General features: G+C 64.9%; 15 protein-coding genes and 1 tRNA gene. 8 read left to right on the top strand and 8 right to left on the bottom strand.

Going from position 1 to position 18,029, the window contains the following annotated elements:
* From AAGI46_01425 to clpX, 3 genes are all read left to right on the top strand, one after another.
* A partial coding sequence (locus AAGI46_01425) for a chorismate-binding protein (GenBank protein MEM1010861.1) occupies window positions 1-1,038 on the top strand: 1,038 nt, incomplete at its 5' end.
* 9 nt (window positions 1,039-1,047) lie between these two features.
* Window positions 1,048-1,419, top strand: a complete 372-nt coding sequence (locus tag AAGI46_01420; protein ID MEM1010860.1) for a hypothetical protein — start codon at window positions 1,048-1,050, stop codon at window positions 1,417-1,419.
* A 352-nt stretch (window positions 1,420-1,771) separates the two neighbouring features.
* Complete coding sequence (clpX, locus tag AAGI46_01415) at window positions 1,772-3,310, top strand: ATP-dependent Clp protease ATP-binding subunit ClpX (protein MEM1010859.1); 1,539 nt, start codon at window positions 1,772-1,774, stop codon at window positions 3,308-3,310.
* 160 nt (window positions 3,311-3,470) lie between these two features.
* Here clpX and recO read toward each other — a convergent pair whose 3' ends face one another.
* The 4 genes from recO to AAGI46_01395 form a co-directional block, all read right to left on the bottom strand.
* Window positions 3,471-4,238, bottom strand: coding sequence for a DNA repair protein RecO (gene recO, locus AAGI46_01410; protein ID MEM1010858.1), 768 nt, complete (start codon window positions 4,236-4,238; stop codon window positions 3,471-3,473).
* 446 nt (window positions 4,239-4,684) lie between these two features.
* A complete protein-coding gene (locus AAGI46_01405) occupies window positions 4,685-4,819 on the bottom strand; it encodes a hypothetical protein (protein ID MEM1010857.1) in 135 nt (44 codons plus the stop codon).
* A gap of 255 nt (window positions 4,820-5,074) precedes the next feature.
* Entirely contained in the window at window positions 5,075-5,209 is a 135-nt protein-coding gene (locus AAGI46_01400; protein MEM1010856.1) for a hypothetical protein, read from the bottom strand.
* Between the two features lie 484 nt (window positions 5,210-5,693).
* Window positions 5,694-5,767, bottom strand: a tRNA-Lys gene (locus AAGI46_01395).
* Between the two features lie 140 nt (window positions 5,768-5,907).
* On the opposite strand from AAGI46_01395, the gene AAGI46_01390 reads away from it, so the two are divergent.
* On the top strand, window positions 5,908-7,377 hold the full coding sequence (locus AAGI46_01390; GenBank protein ID MEM1010855.1) for a DUF1800 domain-containing protein: 1,470 nt from the start codon (window positions 5,908-5,910) through the stop codon (window positions 7,375-7,377).
* A 19-nt stretch (window positions 7,378-7,396) separates the two neighbouring features.
* Complete coding sequence (locus AAGI46_01385) at window positions 7,397-8,701, top strand: DUF1501 domain-containing protein (GenBank protein MEM1010854.1); 1,305 nt, start codon at window positions 7,397-7,399, stop codon at window positions 8,699-8,701.
* A gap of 3 nt (window positions 8,702-8,704) precedes the next feature.
* Here AAGI46_01385 and metG read toward each other — a convergent pair whose 3' ends face one another.
* The gene (gene metG, locus AAGI46_01380; GenBank protein MEM1010853.1) at window positions 8,705-10,237 is read right to left on the bottom strand and encodes a methionine--tRNA ligase; all 1,533 of its coding nucleotides are present in this window, start codon (window positions 10,235-10,237) and stop codon (window positions 8,705-8,707) included.
* A gap of 24 nt (window positions 10,238-10,261) precedes the next feature.
* Here metG and AAGI46_01375 point away from each other — a divergent pair, with 24 nt between their 5' ends.
* From AAGI46_01375 to ispH, 3 genes are all read left to right on the top strand, one after another.
* The gene (locus tag AAGI46_01375) at window positions 10,262-12,256 is read left to right on the top strand and encodes a vWA domain-containing protein (protein ID MEM1010852.1); all 1,995 of its coding nucleotides are present in this window, start codon (window positions 10,262-10,264) and stop codon (window positions 12,254-12,256) included.
* Between the two features lie 8 nt (window positions 12,257-12,264).
* The gene (locus AAGI46_01370) at window positions 12,265-13,653 is read left to right on the top strand and encodes a Mur ligase family protein (protein MEM1010851.1); all 1,389 of its coding nucleotides are present in this window, start codon (window positions 12,265-12,267) and stop codon (window positions 13,651-13,653) included.
* A gap of 160 nt (window positions 13,654-13,813) precedes the next feature.
* A complete protein-coding gene (gene ispH, locus AAGI46_01365; protein ID MEM1010850.1) occupies window positions 13,814-14,752 on the top strand; it encodes a 4-hydroxy-3-methylbut-2-enyl diphosphate reductase in 939 nt (312 codons plus the stop codon).
* A 163-nt stretch (window positions 14,753-14,915) separates the two neighbouring features.
* Here ispH and AAGI46_01360 read toward each other — a convergent pair whose 3' ends face one another.
* The 3 genes from AAGI46_01360 to AAGI46_01350 form a co-directional block, all read right to left on the bottom strand.
* Window positions 14,916-15,629 (bottom strand): hypothetical protein, encoded by a 714-nt coding sequence (locus AAGI46_01360; protein MEM1010849.1) that lies wholly within the window; start codon window positions 15,627-15,629, stop codon window positions 14,916-14,918.
* 240 nt (window positions 15,630-15,869) lie between these two features.
* On the bottom strand, window positions 15,870-16,853 hold the full coding sequence (locus tag AAGI46_01355) for a D-2-hydroxyacid dehydrogenase family protein (GenBank protein ID MEM1010848.1): 984 nt from the start codon (window positions 16,851-16,853) through the stop codon (window positions 15,870-15,872).
* Window positions 16,850-17,896: a PrpF domain-containing protein gene (locus AAGI46_01350; GenBank protein MEM1010847.1), complete on the bottom strand. Its 1,047-nt coding sequence runs from the start codon at window positions 17,894-17,896 to the stop codon at window positions 16,850-16,852. Before AAGI46_01350 ends, AAGI46_01355 begins: the two co-directional genes overlap by 4 nt.
* Window positions 17,897-18,029: the final 133 nt, after the last annotated feature.

Here is an 18,029-nt window from a genome sequence, read left to right as displayed (position 1 = left end):
ATCGCCTTCGACAACGTCGACAAGACGGCGAAAATCATCGCCCACTCAACGATTACGAACGACGTCAACGCCGCGTACGACGAAGCCTGCCGCGCAGTCGACGATCTGTTCGACGAGGTCGACCGGTTCGCCGTCGGACGGGCGAGTGAGGAGATCGACCTGCGTGATCTGCCGACGCTGGCGATGGAGGAGAACCGCACTCGTGATGATTACGAACAGGCGGTCGCGCGGGGCGTCGAGTACATCCACGCTGGCGACATCTTCCAGTTCGTGCCGTCGCTCCGACTGCGAGCGCGAAGCAACGCAAGGCCGTTCGATGTCTATCGCGCCTTGCGTGTCGTCAATCCGTCGCCGTACATGTTCTACTTGAAGACGCCGGCCTGCACGCTGATTGGCAACTCGCCGGAAATCCTCTGCAGTGTCCAAGGCGGGAAGGTAACGAGCCGGCCGCTTGCAGGAACTCGGCCGCGTGGCAAGACGCCGGTCGAAGACGAGCAGCTCGCGTCGGAACTTCTTGGAGACGCGAAGGAGATGAGCGAGCACGCGATGCTTGTCGACCTTCACCGCAACGACGTCGGCCGGGTCAGCCGGGCCGACACGGTCCGCGTGACCGAGCAGGCGGTCGTCGAGCGGTACAGCCACGTCATGCACATCAGCTCGAACGTCGAGGGCGAGCTGCGTGAAGGGCTCGACGCGTTCGACGCTTTGCGTGCGAGCCTGCCGGTCGGAACCGTCAGCGGTGCTCCGAAGATTCGCGCGATGCAGATCATCGACGAACTCGAGCCGACACGCCGTGGCCCGTATGGCGGGGCGGTGGGTCACGCGGATTTCGGTGGCGATCTCGACACGTGCATCGCACTCCGCACGATCGTGCATCACTCCGGCGACTGCTTCGACGTCCAGGCCGGCGCCGGGGTCGTGGCGGACAGTGTGCCGGCCAAGGAGTTCGAGGAGTGCCGCAACAAGGCAGAGGCGATGCTTCGTGCCGTCGCCGCGGCAGATCGCGGCTTTGCCAGCACATTACAGGACGGCGCGTAACCTTTGCCGGTGCCGATCGACCCCCCGAGCCTGCTAGTCGCGACCGAGCAATCGGACGCGCAGGAGTTCCTCGCAACCGGTGGGCGGATCTTGCTGGTTCTGATCGGGGCGATCGTGCTCCTGCTGATCGGCCTGTGGGCCAAGCGGCACTTTTTAGACGATGACGAGCCCGAGGGGATCTCGATGAGCGGCTTCGGCATCGGCGAGCTGCGTCGCCTGCACAAGGACGGCAAGCTTTCCGACGCCGAGTTCGAGCGTGCCAGAAGCCGGCTCGTCGCGACCGCCAAGCGGGAGCACCTCGAAGATGAGGCTGAGGCCCCACCAGCCGACCGGCCGCGCGGGAAAAACCTCGACCTGATCCGAGATCTCGAGGAATCGTGACATCTGACGGCGTGACGAGGCAGGTCTGCCACGTTGTCGGGTGCGGCGGAACGTCCGGTAGCCGTGGCTTGTGATTGATCGGCTAGCGGTTCGGGTCGGCCACGTTTAAGGTGGGGGCGATCGACGTGCAGGAGCTTCCCCAGCCGGGCCGATGTTCCTCATGCGATGCCGCAGGCGCGTGCCGAGGCACTTTTGAAGTCCATCTCAACTTCCCGAGCCCAACGCACGATCAAACCCAAGACGGCGGCTTTTCGGCAGGCACGTGACCCTTCCCGAATCGCCGCTCCCAGGTCGAGGCCGTTGCCCGACCACCAACGACGCCCTGTGGCGTGGCTTTACCCCCTTCAAACACATGGCCCAGCGACGACGCCCGGACCCGAAGCAGCCCACCAAGCCCGAGCCTGCCGTGTCCAACGGCAGCGACGTCGAGGCCATGCGCGGTGACGGACGCGACGGCGACATTGGCATTCCCACGCCAGGCACCTTCGGCGGCGACGTCGGCAACAACGAGCACGGCCACGGCGGAGGTGGCGGCGGAGGTGGTGGCAACGGCGGCGGCGGTGGCGGGTTCCGAGGACGACGCGTGACCACCTGCTCCTTCTGCGGCAAATCCTCCCGTGACGTCGGCCCGATGGTCGAAGGACCCAACGACGTCTACATCTGTTCTAACTGCGTCGACCTGGCGCACAACATCATCCGCCAGGAAAAGCGCAAGCTCGCCACGGCCTCGCCGCTGTTCGAGAAGATCCCGACGCCCCGTCAGATCTGCGAGCACCTCGATCAGTACGTCGTCGGCCAGGACGATCCCAAGCGTGGCCTCTCGGTCGCCGTCCACAACCACTACAAGCGGTTGATGGCCATCCAGTCGGACGAGAAGGCCAAGGACGAGGCCGAACAGGCCGGCAAGAGCGAGGCCGACGCGAAGGTCGGCGTGGAGCTCGACAAGAGCAACGTGCTTCTGATTGGCTCGACCGGCAGCGGCAAGACGCTCATGGCCCGCACGCTGGCCCGCATCCTCAACGTGCCGTTCGCCATCGGCGACGCGACCACGCTCACCGAGGCCGGCTACGTCGGTGAGGACGTCGAGAACATCCTCCTGCGTCTCCTCCAGGCCGCGGACTACGACCTGGACGCCGCCCAGCGGGGCATCATCTACATCGACGAGATCGACAAGATCGGCAAGACCTCCGGCAACGTTTCCATCACCCGCGACGTCAGCGGCGAAGGCGTGCAGCAGGGTCTGCTGAAAATGCTCGAAGGCACCGTCGCCAACATCCCGCCTCAAGGCGGCCGGAAGCATCCGGAGCAGCAGTACATCCAGATCGACACCTCGCAGATCCTCTTCATCTGCGGCGGCTCGTTCGTCGGACTCGAAGACATCATCCGCCGCCGCATCGGCAAGCGGAAGATCGGGTTTGCCAACGAAGGCACCATCGGCAAGACGGCCGAGCTGGAGCGGGCGGAAGTCCTGCGTCAGGTGCAGCCTGAAGACCTCGTCGAGTTCGGCATGATCCCGGAATTCGTCGGTCGACTCCCCGTCACCGCGACGCTTGAGCCGCTGGACGTCCCGGCCCTCATCAACGTCCTGACGACGCCGAAGAATTCGATCGTCAAGCAGTACGAGCGGTTCTTCGAGCTCGAAGGCAGCACGGTTGAGTTCACGCCAGGTGCGCTGGAGCTGATAGCCGAGCGTGCCCTGAAGCGTGAGACAGGTGCCCGTGCCCTGCGTGCCGTGTGCGAGGAAGTGATGCTCGACATCATGTACGACCTACCCGACCAGCCAGCCGGCAAGTACGTGATCGACGAAGATGTCGTCGAAGGTCGTGGCAAGGTCTTCCAGCACCCTGCAGCGAAGAAGCAGCGCGAAGGACATCGTCGCAAGAGTGCTTGAGTCGCGCTCGACTCGAACCTGGACTCCTTCAGTACCTCAACCGAAGCCGTGTCCAGAGCGAAGCGTCGGACCGGGTCTGACGAGGGTTGAGCAGGCGCAACTGGTGTGCTTCCCGGACCCGACGCGACGCTGCGCTCTGCGTGCGGCTTCGGTGTTTCCTTCAGATCGATGATGTCAATGCTCGCGCAGTTCGGACGCGGGCATCTGTTTGATGACGGACGTGTGACACGAGCAACCGGTGTGCGCCCGACGCGACGCGACGCGACAGCACCGGGAGTTCCGCTCCCGTTCGAGGCAGACGCAGCAACGCCAGCACCGCGGCAAGCCCGTCGGAGTCGACCACCTCGACGTCGCCCGGAACGTCCTGGCCCACGTGGAGCGCGGCGTCCGACGGACTGAACGTGATCGTCTCTCCATCACGCAACGCCTGAACGATCGATGCCCCGTCGGCCGCGCGGCTTAGATCGGGGAGGATGCCCGCTTGACGAATCAGATTGAGCACGAACGCAAGCGTCACCGCCTCGCGTTTCTGTCGATCCTCGAGGCGTGCTATGAAGCGCTGAAACCCGTCGAAAAGCTTCGGAACGGGTTCGTGCTGTTCGATCAATCGATCCACGAGCTCGGCCGCGTAGCTGGCGAGATGCACGGTCCGCAGGCTTCGCCGAAGGTGTCGGTGACGGTCCAGGAGCTTCCACTCCGTCATCAGCGACAGCTCGCGTTCCGGCACGTGGGCGAAGAGGGCGTGGCCGAGGTCGAGCGGTTCGATGCCGCCGTCGAACTTGCTCTTGCCAAGCTTGGTGCGACGGCGGGCACCTTTGACCAGGAGTCTCACGCGCCCGCGCTCGCGGCAGAGGATCGAGACGACCTGCGACGTCTCGCCAAACGGCGTCGAGCGGAGGCAGACGGCATCGTCACGGGCAAGCGGCACGGCTCGCCGTTACGGTAGCGGCCGCCGATGCCGCAACGCCCGGACAAGCTGCTCGCCGTGGTCGGCGTCGTCGCGATCTTCACCGTGGTCTTGGTCATTCGTGTCGTCGCACCCAGCGACATCAACGGCACCGACCAGATGCGGACGATGAGCTACACGCTCGACATGGCCATCCGCGGGGGCGAACGGTTGATCCTGCCGGTGGACTCGTGGAGCTTTCCGGCCACCAAGCCGCCGCTCTACAACTGGATCGGCCTGCCGTTTCTCGAGTGGCTCGGACCGTCGACGTTCGTCTACAAGCTTCCGGCGATCCTGACGGGCCTGCTGGCCACGGGCGTCGTGGCCATCGCCGGTTGGCAGATGGCCAAGCCCGAGGACAGGCTCGGCGTTTCCATCCTCGCGGCAACGGCGTTTTTGACGGGCGAGACGATTGCCGAGCGGCTCTACTACGCCCGGCCGGACATGCCGCTGATCGCCATGACCGCCGGGGCGTTTCTGGTCGCGACGACGATGCTGCGCCGCGTGGCCGATGGCGATCGGCCGTCGATCGGGTGGGCGGCAGCCTTCTGGCTGTTTGTCACGCTCGGCCTCCTTGCAAAGGGTCCGCCGGCGCTGATTCCGGTCGGCTTTGCCGTCGTTGCCGCGAAGGTCTGCCTCGGCTCGTGGCGACACGTGAACGTGCTTCGCTGGTGGATTGGCCTGCCAGTCTCGGTGGCGATCTTCGGCGGCTGGCTCGGCTGGGCGGCGTCGATCGACGGCGATCATGCCGGCAGCGTCCTCGTGGGCGAGGAGGTCAGCCGCGTCAGCGAAGGCGCGGCCCGGATCGCGAAAGACGTCTACCGCATGCCGAAGTACTTCGTCGAGAAGTTTCTGCCGTGGTCGCTGCTCTTCTTCCTCGGCCTGCCGCTGGTGCGACGCGGGTCGAAGCGCTGGGACGGCCCGACGGGTCCGGCGGTGCTGTACGTGCTCATTTGGCTCGTCGTGCTGACATTGCCAGCGAGCAAGCGGAGCGTCTACCTCGGCCCGGCCTACGTCGCGGCGGCACCGGTCGCCGCGATGGGCACGTTCTGGCTTTTGAAGCGTTTTCGTCTGCCTCAACCGCTCGCGGTTGTGCCTGCCGTCGCCGGCTTTGCACTCTGCTGGTGGCATTTCATGATCGCGAGCCTTCCCGCGACCACACTGCGTGGCGAACGGCTGGAAACGTTCGCCCGGCAGATCGAGCTGGTCGCGGGCGATGACGAGATCTTGTTCGTCGACGCCGGCAATAATCCGTTGCAATCGCTCCTATCGCGCCACATGGCCGCAGACAAGCCAAGTATGCCGCAGTGGGTCGTCACGCGGCACGTTGACGAGTTCGCGGACGAGCCGATCGTGTCGGAGGAGATCTGGGACGGCGTCGGCGGCAACGAGGTGAAGGGCAACACGATGCGCCTCATCCTGCTGCCGATCGACAAGTGGACCGGGAGGGATTCGAACCCTCGACACTCCGGTTAAAAGCCGGATGCTCTAACCAACTGAGCTACCAGTCCTTGCAGGCCCGGGATGGGCCGCTGCTGCACACTAGGGCGGTTTTCGGCTGCGGACACGTTGCGTTCATCTTGCACGCGTCCCTTCAGATGTTAGATTATCGGACAGCCGCAAGAGGCGGCTTGTGTCTTCTGGAGGCAACATGCAGAGCGATCCCGTCCCGACGACTCGTCCGGCTTCTACTCGGCCAGCGGAGCAGGCCGCCAAGCCGGTACCGCGACCGTCTGGACCGTTCGCACCGCAGCCCAAGGCCCGCGATCCGAAGATCGACGCCCGCCATTGCGGACACCTTCTTCGCCGCGCTGCCTTCGGGCCGACGCCCGACCAGTACGAGCACTTCCTACCGATGACGCCCGAAGAGCGTGTCGACGCTCTGTTCGACTTCGACCCGGCCTCCGACGTCGGCGGACTCAACGCCTTTCGCGAGCAGGCACGTGCACTCTTCGACATCCGTCGCAACATCAACAGTGTCGTCGAGTGGTGGTTCCACCGAATGATGCAGACGCCGTTCCCGCTTCAGGAACGCGTCGCACTCTTCTGGCACGATCACTTCGCAACCAGCGGCTCAAAGGTCGGGCGGGCCGACTGGATGTTCGACCAGACTGAGCTCTTCCGCACGCACGGCCTGGGCAGCTTCCGCGACCTCGTGCTCCGCGTCGGCCGACAGCCCGCGATGCTGCGTTGGCTCGACGGCAACAACTCGCGGAAGGCGAGCCCGAACGAGAACTACGGCCGCGAGATCATGGAGCTCTTTTGCCTCGGCGTGGGGCAGTACGAGGAGCGCGACATCCAGGAGCTCGCCCGCGCCTTCACCGGCTGGCGCATCCGTGGCCGAAGCAGCGACTTCAACAAAGGCAACCACGACGACGGCGAAAAGGTCCTCTTCAAGGGCAAGCCTTACGAGCAGCGTGGCAACTTCAACGACGAGCAGGCCGTCGACGCGATATTGAAACACCCGGCGGCCCCACGATTCATCGCAAGGCGGTTGCTCGAGACCTTCGTTCATCGCGAGCCGAGCGAAGAGCACGTCGAGTACTACGCGAATCGCCTTCTTGCCGAAGACTGGCAGATTCGCCCGGTGCTCAAACAGATGCTCGCGAGCCAGTTCTTCCACTCCGAGGCGTCGCACCGAGCCCGGGTCAAGTCGCCCATCGAGCTGGCCGTCGGCGCGTGCAAGGCGGCGAGTGCGAATCCACGTGCCGGTTTCTTGCGTGACACGACCGGCCGAATGGGTCAGCGACTTCTCTTTCCGCCCAACGTTGCAGGTTGGGAGGGAGGCGCTGCGTGGATCAACTCGACGACCGTCATCGAGCGGTTCCGCTTCTGCCGGCAGCTCGGCGAGCACGGCTTCAACGAATTCGTCGAGAGCGGTCTGCGCTCGTACCTGCAGGGCTCGAAGCTCCAGTCGGCCGACGATGTCATCGACGCATTGGCCGTTCTGATGCTCGACGGCGAGATTGACGATGACCTTCGCGTTCGAATGCGCGACTACATGAACCTGAATCGCGAGAACAAGCCCGAGGACTTCCGACTCGATGGTCGGCGGTACAACGACAAGGTCCGTGGCCTCGTCCAACTCCTTGCAAGCAGCCCTGTCTACCAGCTCGCCTGAGCCTTACCACACTGATCCGATGAAGAAGCCCTCCTCGCGTCGTGATTTCCTGAAGGTCGGCCTGGGCGCGCTGCCCGCGATCAGCCTCGGCGGTACCGTTCCGCTGCTCATACCGAAGCTCGCCTTCGCCGACAACGAGACGCCGGGAACCGTCGTTCCCAAGGACAACATTCTCGTCGTCCTTCAGCTCTCCGGTGGCAACGACGGTCTCAACACCGTCATCCCGCACGGCAACGACATCTACCACAAGGCTCGCCCCGTCATCGCCCTGAAAGATGGGCTCCACAGACTCGACGACGACTGGTCGCTCAACCCCGGAATGGGCGCGTTCAAACAGCTCTGGGACGACGGCGAGCTGGCCATCATTCCGGGTTGTGGCTACCCGAAAGCCAACCGCAGTCACTTCGAGTCGATGGCCATCTGGCACGCAGCCGACCCACACGGCGGTGACGGCACGGGCTGGCTTGGGCACTATCTCGATCACGTCATCAAGGGCACGCGCAATTCGTCGATTGCTAACAACCCGCTGCTCGGCATCAACATCGGCCGAGAAGCGCCGATGGCGGTGATCTCGCCCAACGTCACGGTGCCGAGCGTCCAGCGCATCGACGACTTCGGCCTGTCGTTCCAGCGGAGCAGCAGCTTCGACAACAAGCTCGAACGCGAGATCATCACCGAGCTTCAGAAGCTCAGCGGCGAGAACCCGCAGCAGGACTACTTCGCACGTCAGGCAGCCGATGCGATCATCTCCGCAGACGAGATTCGCAAGGCCGCCGGTCAATACGAGGCCGACGCCAGCTACCCCGGCGGTATCGGTCAGCGGCTGCGTCTGATCGCCCAGCTCATCGGTGGCAACTTCGGCACGCGACTCTTCTACGCGGAGACCGGCGGCTACGACACGCACGCCAACCAGGTCCAAAGCCACCAGAACCTTCTCGGAAACGTCGCCAACAGCGTCAAGGCCTTCTTCGACGACCTCAAGGCCAAGGGCATTGCGGACAAGGTCACGCTGATGATCTTCAGCGAGTTCGGCCGGCGTGTTGATCAGAACGCCAACGACGGCACCGACCACGGCGCTGCCGGCCCGATGTTCGTCGTCGGCCCCAAGGTTCGACCTGGCTTCCACGCGCCGCATCCGTCGCTCAGCGATCTTGGCCGCGGCGACCTGAAGCACACGATGGACTTCCGCCGCGTCTACAACGGCATGCTTCGCGACTGGCTCAATGCCGATCCGTCCGAGGTCATCAAGGGCAACTTCGATCCGCTGCCGCTCATCCAGGGTGTCGGCTCGCCGGCGACGCGTCCGAGCACGCGGCCTGCGTGACGATCAGTCCAGTCTCGGAAACAGCGGAGATCCGGCACCGAGCTGGTGCCCGGCCGTCGGTGCGGATTGCCGTAAATCGTCGAACGTCCGGTCGGCGGTCTCGACCCCGAGCTGCTCCAAGCCGGCGGCGGCCTTGCTCGGCAAGACCGGCAGCAGTGCGACGAGCGTCTGGTAGAGCGCCGCCGTCGCAGTGGCCAGAACCGCGTCCAGCCGGGCAGACTGCGACTCGTCCTTGGCGAGCTTGAACGGCTCGGTCTGATCGATGTACGCGTTCATCTTCCGCGCCAATTCGACCGGGAGCGTGACGGCGTCTTGAAGACGCAGCTCCGTCCACGCCTCGGCCACTTCATCGCCGAGTGCGTTTGACGCTTGCAGCAGCTCTTCGTCCTGCGGTGTCGCGCCGTCTCGCGATGGCACAACGCCGTCCCGGTACTTGCCGGTCATCTTGAGAACGCGGTTCAGCCCGTTGCCGACGACGTTCGCCAGTTCGGTGTACGCCCGTGTCAACTCGTCACGTTGCCAGTCGAGGTCCGACCCGAATGGGGCCGCGCGGAGCATGTAGTACCGCACGGCATCGAGCCCGAACCGCTCCGTGACTTCGCGTAGCTCACTCAGGCCGACGAAGTTGCCGAGCGACTTGCTCATCTTGCGTCCCTCGCTCGTCCACCAGCCGTGGGCGTAGACCTGCTTGGGCAAAGGCAACCCGAGGCTCATGAGGATGCACGGCCAGTAGACCGTGTGGAACCAGAGGATCTCCTTGCCGATTAGGTGCACGTCTGCCGGCCAGAACGCTTCGCGCTTGTCGTCGGAGTCGAGGGCGGTGTAGTAGTTCGGCAGGGCATCGACCCAGACGTAGAGCACGTGGCCAGCATCACCCGGCATCGGCGTGCCCCATTTCAGGCTGCTCCGCGTGATCGACAGATCGCCGATCTTGTCGAGGTCTTTCAGGTCCTGGAGGATCTTGTTGCGTCGGCTGTCGGGCTGGATGAAGCCGGGGTTGGCTTCGATGTGCTCGACGAGCTTCGGCACGTACTTGCCGAGCTTGAAGAAATACGTCGGCTCCTCGTACTTCACCAGCGGCCGGCCGGAGACTTCCGACTTGTAGTCGTTGGCCTTGGCGTCGGTTTCGGTGACGAAGGCTTCCTCGCCCTCGTCGTACCAGCCGCTGTAGCTGCCTGAGTACACGTCGCCGTTCGCCTGGAGTTGCTCGACCATCTTCGTGACGGCCTCGACGTGTCGCGGCTGCCGCGTGTGGATGAAGTCGTCGTTGCTGATGCCGATCTCGGCGAAGTAGCCCTTGAACTTCGCTGTCATCTCATCGGCCAGCGTTGCCGGCTCGACGCCGAGCTCCTTCGCCGTGTTGTCCATCTTCTGGCCGTGCTGGTCGGTGCCGGTCAGAAGCCATGTCCGATCGCCCGCGAGGCGATGGAATCGGGCAACCGCGTCGGCGCAGATCGTCGTGTAGGCGTGGCCGAGGTGCGGCTCGCCGTTGGGGTAGTAGATGGGCGTGGTGATGTAGAACGTGCCGTCAGACATGCGGCAGGACGTTAGCGTGTACCGATGGCAGTCGGGCCGATGCTGTGTTCGCCGTGGTGGCTCCTGCCGGGACTGGCGGTGACGGCATGGCTGCTGTGGCGACGCCTGCCGTGGACGGCGGTCGTGGCAGTCCTGCTGACACTGGCGTTGTCCGGGCCAACCTGGCGATACCGCGCGACTCCGACCGTTGCGGTGTTTGTCGACCTCTCGCCGAGCACGCGCGGGACCGACTGGCGCGAGCCACAGCAGTTGACGCGGCTGCTCGACGGGCTGCCGGCAACCGTGTCGTCTCTCAGTGTCTTCGGTGAGAGCGCCGTCGAGACGACCCTCGACGAGTTCGACGGCACCGAGATCCCCGCCCGCTCGACAGCGCTCATCATCGACGCCGCCACAGACGCCGCCGTCGTTCTGACGGACGGCCTGCTGGACCTGACGTCGAACGTCGACACGCACTTCTTGGTCGACCCAACCCTTGACGATCCAGACGACACGGCTGCCGTCCGACTTCAACGCGACGGCAGTCGACTCCTCCGTCAGATCCGAATCGGCCGCGGACTGCGTGGCGAAGTTGTCGAAGGCACAGACGAAGCAACGCAACTCATCGCCGGCGACGGAACCGATCGCTGGCCGGAGAACGACGTTCTCACACTTCCGCCGGCTGTCGGTGACGGCTTGCAGCGGCTCGTCATTGGCGGGGCGATGGACGGCTTCGATCAAGCGGAGCCGATGACGCCGGCTTTGCTGCGTCGCGCGGGCGTCGTCGTTGTTCGTGAGCGCATCGACGCCTCGACTGGCGACTTGCTGCGGACCTTCGTCACCGACCTCGGCGGCAGTGTGGTCTGGGCGACCCATGAGCTACCACCGATGTCGCTGCGGCCAGTGCTGCCCCTGTCATACCAGCCGCCCGAGCCACGTGAACCGTGGACGCTGCTCGTCGATGTGAGTGGCAGCACCGCCCGACTCGGCGATGCGATGCAACGCGCGGTCGAAATTGCCGCGACAGCACTGCCGGATGCGACGCCGGTCGACGTCATCGCCTTCAGCGACGGTCTCTTCCAGCTCGCGGACGGCGTGCCGGCAGCGTCGCTCGACGTCACACTTCCGCCACCGAGCGGCCCGACGAGCATCGACGCTGCTCTGCAGGCGGTGCTCAACGAAGGCCGACCGCGGCAGGTGCTCGTACTGGTCGATGCCGAGGCAGAGGTTGAGCAAGACATCGCTGAAGCAGTGACACAGGCCGACGTCACGATGCACGTGTTGACTCCGGAAGGCGATCCGACACCGAGCGTCCGCGGCCTGGTCGACGCGACCGGTGGACGCCTGCTCATTGGGAACGACCTCGCGTCGCTCGCCCGTGAAGTCATTGGCGAAGCCGCTGCGGGTGGATTGCAGTCGGAGGAGCGAACCGTCGTCATCGGTGATCGCGCTGCGGCGATCGCCCCATGGCGAGAGGCTTGGTCGAAGGACCGGGCAACGCCCATCGGCGAAGGTGACCTGCCCGCAGCGACGTGGCGTGTGGGAGCAGGCCGAGCGACCGCCGTCTCGGCGTCGCTGCCCGCAGCGATGCTGGCGTCGATGGCCGAAGACGGCGGCGGGCGGATGGTCGATGTCCGCTGGGTCGACGGACCCGAGCTGGTCGTCACCGCCGCCGAGTTACCGACGGCCGAACGCGTTGAGCTGACCTTCAACGGCCGCACCAATCCGATGTGGCCGATCGCCGCCGACACGTTCCGGACGACGATCGCCGATGCTCGAGAACCTGGCGTTGCGGTCATCACCGTTGACGGCCAAACCCATGCCCGGAAGGCCGTCGCCGGCCGGTATGACCCGGAGTTCGAGGCGATTGGGAACGACGTCGAACGATTGTTTGAGTTCGCCGATCGTTTCAACGGCGATGTCCAGGCGGACCCGACGAAGCTGTCGATCGCGGGCAAGATCGTCGCGCTCGACCTAACACTGCCGATCGTCCTGCTGACAGCGATGGCCGCAGTGACCGCCGCCGTCCGCGGTCGGCCGTAACGTGCGACGTGGCGAAGGGTCGTGAGTTTCGGGGCAAACGCATCACCGTCGTTGGGCTGGGCCACTTCGGCGGCGGGGTGGCGGTCGCACGATGGCTCGCCGGGCAGGGAGCCGTCGTCACCGCGACTGACGCCAAGCCTGCGGCCGCGCTCTCCGACGACGTCGCGCGACTCGAAGAGATCGGGGTCACTCTGCGTCTCGGCGGGCACGACGCGAGCAACTTCACGCAGGCCGACCTGGTCGTCACGTCACCCGCGCTGCCGCCGAGGCACGAGCTGCTCGAAGCCGCCCGCGATGCCGGCGTGCGGGTGACAACGGAGATCTGCCTGCTCGTCGAACGCCTGCCGACGAAGCTCGTGCTGGGCGTCAGCGGCACCAAGGGCAAGAGCACGACGGCTTCACTGCTTGCTCGAATGCTCGGTGCGTGGCGACCGATGCCCGGCGAACGCGCGGAGAAGGTCCGCGCGAGACGCAGCAGTCTGATCGACCTCACCCGCGACGTCCCACGCCGCGTCTGGCTCGGTGGTAACCTCGGCGGATCGCTCCTGGCTGACCTCGAACGGATCACGCCGGACGACTTCGTCGTGCTCGAGCTGTCGAGCGCGATGCTGCACTACCTGGCCGAGCTCGAGTGGTCGCCGCACGTCGGCTTGGCGACCATGATCGGCGTCGACCACCTCGCTTGGCATGGCAGCGAGGCCGCGTACCACGAGGCGAAGGGCAACCTCGTACGGTTCCAGAACGAAAGCGACTTCGCCGTCCTGCCGACGACATCGCCGATCGCGCGGAGTCTGAAAGACGTCACGCAAGCAACCGTGGTCGAGTACGGCAAACGTGCCCATCTGCCAGAGGCCTTCGCCCCAAAGCTGTTCGGCAAGCACAACCGTGTCAACGAGCGTGGCGCGTACGCCGCGGCCGCGTTGTTCGGCATCTACCCCGACCAGGCCGCCGAGGCGTGCACCGACTTCGCCGGCCTGCCTCATCGGCTGAGTGAGGTGCATGTCGATGATCGCGGCGTCCGCTGGGTTGACGACTCCATCGCCACCATCCCCGAAGCCGCCGCTGCCGCGTGTCGTGCTTTTCCGAAGGGCACGGTCCTCCAGATCGTCGGCGGCAGCGACAAGGGCCTGGACCCGACGCCGATGCTCGACACGCTCGCCGACTGGTGCCGTGTCGTCCTCTGCATCGGCGACACCGGCACCATGCTTGCCGACCGCCTCGGCGATCGGGCCGTCGTCTGCCACGACCTCGCCACCGCCGTGGCCACAGCCCGACGAGAGTCCCGGCGCGGCGATACGGTGCTCCTCTCCCCCGGCTACGCCAGCTACGACCAATTCGCCAACTTCGAAGAGCGCGGACAGGAGTTCGCTCGATTGGCATCGGAGGCCGCCGGCTGAACCGCGAAGTTGCGAAGAGACGAAGGGCCGCGAAGACAGATGACTTGCGTCAAAGGAGACCTCGCTGCTGGGAAGCTCCTCATCCATCGCCGCTTTCTGCTTCGCGGCCCTTCACCACTTCGCTTTTTCGCGGTTCAGCTGACTGCTAACATGAGAAGACGTGAAGATCATTCTGGCCAACCCCCGCGGCTTTTGTGCCGGTGTCCGGATGGCCATCGACGTGGTAGACCAGGTGCTTCGCAATCAGGATTCGCCCGTCTACGTCTACCACGCGATCGTCCACAATCGCCACGTCGTTGAAGACTTCGAAAGCCGCGGCGTGACGTTCGTCGAGGACGTCGACGATGTCCCAGAGAACGAGACGATCGTCTTCAGTGCCCACGGCATTCCGCCGCAGGTTCGCACACGTGCCGAAGAGCGTGGCCTGACCGTGCACGATGCGACCTGCCCGCTCGTGACCAAGGTGCACAAGGAGGTTCTCCGCTACGCCAAACGCGGCTACCACATCATCTTCGTCGGCCACCGAAACCACCAGGAAGCCATCGGTACCGCCGGCGAGGCGCCCGACGCAATCACGATTGTCGAGACGCCGGAAGAGGTTGCCGAGCTGGTCGTGCCCGAAGACCAGCGGCTGGCCTACGTGACGCAGACGACGCTCTCCGTCACAGACGCCAACGAGGTGATCGACGCTCTTCGTGAGCGGTTCCCGCACATCGAGTCGCCACCCAAAGGCGACATCTGCTATGCGACGACCAACCGCCAGGACGCCGTCTCCGCCTGGGCACACGATGCCGATCTGGTCCTCGTCGTCGGCAGCCGGAACTCGAGCAATTCGAATCGCCTCGTCGACCGCGCCCGCGAAGCCGGCACGGCCGCCTACCTCATCGACGACGAGCGAGAGATCCGCCCCGAGTGGCTCGATGGCGTCGACACCGTCCTCCTGACCGCCGGCGCCAGCGCCCCCGAGGCCTACGTCGACGGCGTCATCGACCGCCTCGCCCGCGACTACGGAGCCCGCGTCGAAGAACGCACGCTGACCGAAGAGAAGGTCGCTTTCGCCCTCCCGCGAACCGTGCGCCAGCTAAACGTCGTTGCGTGAACCGGCCCAAAAGCCACGTCGCCGAGCGAGTTGTTAGTTGTTAGAGCTTAGAGCTTAGTAGAGAAGCGGTTAGCTGTTAGCGGTTAGGGCCTAGGCCGGAGCGGAACATGTCCGGCTCTGACCTAAGCCCTAGGCCCTAGCAACTAACAACTTCTGCGACGCCTCAAGCAGCAAGACGAACCGGCGTCTCCTGCGTCTTCTCGACGGGGACGACACCCGCGGCGGGCAGATCGACGCTGATCGGCGGGGTGGCCGGGCCGTTTTGGCCCTTGGCGTTCGACCAGAAGGCCGTGATCCAGGCGGTCGTGCCGGTCGTGCTCGGGGCGAAGGGCACCTCGACGGTCGTCCGCGAGACGTTGCCGGCAAAGGTCCAGTCGCTCACGCTCGCCGGCGGCTCGGTGCCGAGGTGCGTGAAGATCGTGGCCGTCGCGACGCCGTCCGGCTTGCCGCGACCTTCACCCGAATGCTCGAGCTCGATGGTGACCGTTCGGCCGATGACGCCGGTGACGATGATCCGTGGCGACTCGCTGGGCGTCGCGATCGGCCGACGGTTGCGGTCGTCGATCGTGATGCCCAGCGCCTGGAGCTGCTCGTCGCTGATGTTCGGCAGCCGCTTGATCATCTGCGCGTAACGCCTCGTGAGCTGCGTGATGACCGCGCGGGATTCGTTCTTGAGCAGGGTCGCTTTGGGCCCCTTGGTTTCGTCGGCGGTGGCGGCCAGAAGCTTGGCAGCGAAGTCTGCGGCCTTGATGCCGTACTGCGTGATGTCTTGCTCGGTGAGATTGAGCGTTTCTGGCGGAATGGACGCCAGCGTGTTGCCGAATTGTTCGACGAACAGTGCGAGCTGCGGATCGCCATTTGGCAGATAGTCGGCCACGTCGGCCTCCTTTGCGTTAAGGGTCTGATCGATGTCGGCATCGCTCCCGGGCCACCGTGGCCGCTGCGTCGCCGCAGGCCTTGTGTCGGCTTCGGCGGCGGAGGACTTTTGGTGAGTGGAAGAATTTTTTGGCCGTCACATCGAACATCGGTTGCGGGTTGGTCCCAGACCGGGGTTGAATAGACCTTGCGCATCACGTGCTGCGCATCTTTGTCGTGATCCTCGGCGCGCCGGTGGCGGTCAGGCTCTTTGACGCGCCGACGAAATGACCTCCGGGTTGATCATGTGGATCGGCTCGCCGCGGTCGTAGGCCACGACTTGTTCAAAGATATCAGTGAATTGCAGGTCGAACTCATCCTCGGTGACATAGCCCAGATGGGGGGTGGCAAGGACGTTGTCATGGGTCAGCAACGGATGCGACGTGTCGGTCAGGGGTTCGGTGTCAAAGACGTCCACCGCGGCGAAAATCCGTCCCCGGGCAACCTCCGCCTCGAGGGCACCGGGACCCACGAGGCCGGAGCGAGAGGTGTTCACGAAGAGGCTGCGATCTGACATGGCAGCGAGGTCCTCGCTTGTGATGATGCCCCGGGTTTCAGGTTTGAGTCGGACATGGACGCTGACGATGTCGGAGGTCGCAAAGAAGGCCTCCCGGCTCTCGGCCACGGTGACGCCCTCGGCCTGAGCCCGCGTGCGACCGGCCTCGGACGACCACCATTGCACATTCATTCCAATGGCTTGCGCGTAAGAGCTCACCGCTTTCGCGATGCGCCCGTAACCGTAGAGCCCCAGAGTGCGACCGCGTAAGGTACGCCCTACGCCCATCTGCCAATGACCCGCTCGCAGCGAGGCGACCTGCTGGGGGATCTGGCGGTAGCTCGCCAGCATCAGCGCGAGAGTGTGCTCGGCGGCAGCGTAGGACGGCGTACCGGCATGCGTGTTGGAGCACAAAAGGACGCCGTGATCCGTACAGGCCTCCACATCGATATGAGGGTAGACGGAGCGTTGGGAGATCAGTTTGAGCTTCGGGAGACGGCCGAGAAGGGACCGGGTGATCTTGGACCGTTCGCGAAAAAGGACGAGGGCCTCGGCCTCCGCCAGACGGGCCGCGAGGACGTCCTCACCCACGTGATCGGTCCAGATTGTAACATTTTGTACATCCAGAATCCGGTAGCAGGGCAATTTGTACAAAGTATTGAACCAGTCATCGAGGATATGAACCTTCATGGCTCCTCCGGCAAAAACAGGTGACCCTGGGCGATCTTTCGGGCGGTGCGGACGAGGCCCGCACTCTCGATCTCGAAGCCATTATGCAGCGTGAAGGCGGCCAGGACCTCAATCGTGCCGGAGGCATGTTCGATGACGATTTGGGCCGGGCTCTGGGCGGGGCGGTCAAGGAGCCCATCCGCGACGCTTCCCGGCGTGAGGGCACAGAAGGCGAGACACTGGGCCCCGGTGACGGCCATGGACGGATGCGTCGTCCAGGGCATGAAGTAGCGCGAGGCGATGGTACCGCCGTCTTGTGCGGAGGCGAGGAGGCCGAACTTCAGCGTCACGGATTTCGTGACGTCGCCCATGCCCATCCGGGCCCCGGCCTCGATACGAATGGCCTCCATGCGGGCGAAGAAATCGGCGTTGGCGTCGAGCGCTTCGCGGCTCTCGTACCCGGTCAGGTCGAAGTCCGTGGCGCGGGCAATGACCATGGGCATGGCGACATCCATGCAAGTGACCTCGATGCCCTGCGCGGTGTCGCGCAGATTGCCGGTGGGGAGAAACTTGCCGGTGGCGGACCCCACCGTGCCCCGGAACTGGAGGCCGATCCTTGCCGCGGTGCCCGGGACCCCTGCGATGGCCGTCTCACCGCCGTAGCGCACGCGACCTCCCGGCGTCTGGACCGTGGCCACCACGCGGGTGCCGGTATTGGTGGCGAGGATCTTGACCTCCGTCACGTCGCCCTCGGGCTCAAGCAGTCCCATCTCCAGGGCAGCCGGGCCCACGCCCGCGAGGATATTGCCGCAGGAGGGTTCAAAGTCGACGAGGCCGTCCTCGACGCTCACTTGCGCGAAAAAATAGTCGACATCGGCCCAGTCGTCATCGGAGGCCGACAGCATCGCGACCTTGGTCGTCACCGCGTTAACGTCGCCGATCCCGTCGATGTTGAGCGGGTGGCCGGAGCCCACAACGCCCACGAGAACCTTTGCAAGGTCATCGAGGTCTTCGGGCAGGTCAGAGCGCCGGAAATACGGCCCCCGCGACGTGCCGCCGTGCATGAAGTTGGGGGTTGGTCCCAGACCGGGGTTGAATAGACCCATGGGTCGCCGAGTGCCGCCCGCCATGCCGGACCCTAACGAGTAGGCGGATCGTTTGCAACTCTCTCTTGATAACGTTGGAAGGTCGGTTATT

Source organism: Planctomycetota bacterium (assembly GCA_038746835.1).
Classification (GTDB): Bacteria; Planctomycetota; Phycisphaerae; order Tepidisphaerales; family Tepidisphaeraceae; genus JBCDKH01.
This window is presented reverse-complemented; position numbering and strand designations above follow the sequence as displayed.

Excerpts from the sequence above, each read along its gene's own strand:
- AAGI46_01390 (MEM1010855.1), top strand. The coding sequence starts at position 5,908 with ATGCAGAGCGATCCCGTCCCGACGACTCGTCCGGCTTCTACTCGGCCA.
- clpX (MEM1010859.1), top strand. The coding sequence starts at position 1,772 with ATGGCCCAGCGACGACGCCCGGACCCGAAGCAGCCCACCAAGCCCGAG.
- AAGI46_01385 (MEM1010854.1), top strand. The coding sequence starts at position 7,397 with ATGAAGAAGCCCTCCTCGCGTCGTGATTTCCTGAAGGTCGGCCTGGGC.
- AAGI46_01400 (MEM1010856.1), bottom strand. The coding sequence starts at position 5,209 with ATGAGCACGTACAGCACCGCCGGACCCGTCGGGCCGTCCCAGCGCTTC.
- AAGI46_01355 (MEM1010848.1), bottom strand. The coding sequence starts at position 16,853 with ATGAAGGTTCATATCCTCGATGACTGGTTCAATACTTTGTACAAATTG.
- metG (MEM1010853.1), bottom strand. The coding sequence starts at position 10,237 with ATGTCTGACGGCACGTTCTACATCACCACGCCCATCTACTACCCCAAC.
- AAGI46_01375 (MEM1010852.1), top strand. The coding sequence starts at position 10,262 with ATGGCAGTCGGGCCGATGCTGTGTTCGCCGTGGTGGCTCCTGCCGGGA.
- AAGI46_01350 (MEM1010847.1), bottom strand. The coding sequence starts at position 17,896 with ATGCACGGCGGCACGTCGCGGGGGCCGTATTTCCGGCGCTCTGACCTG.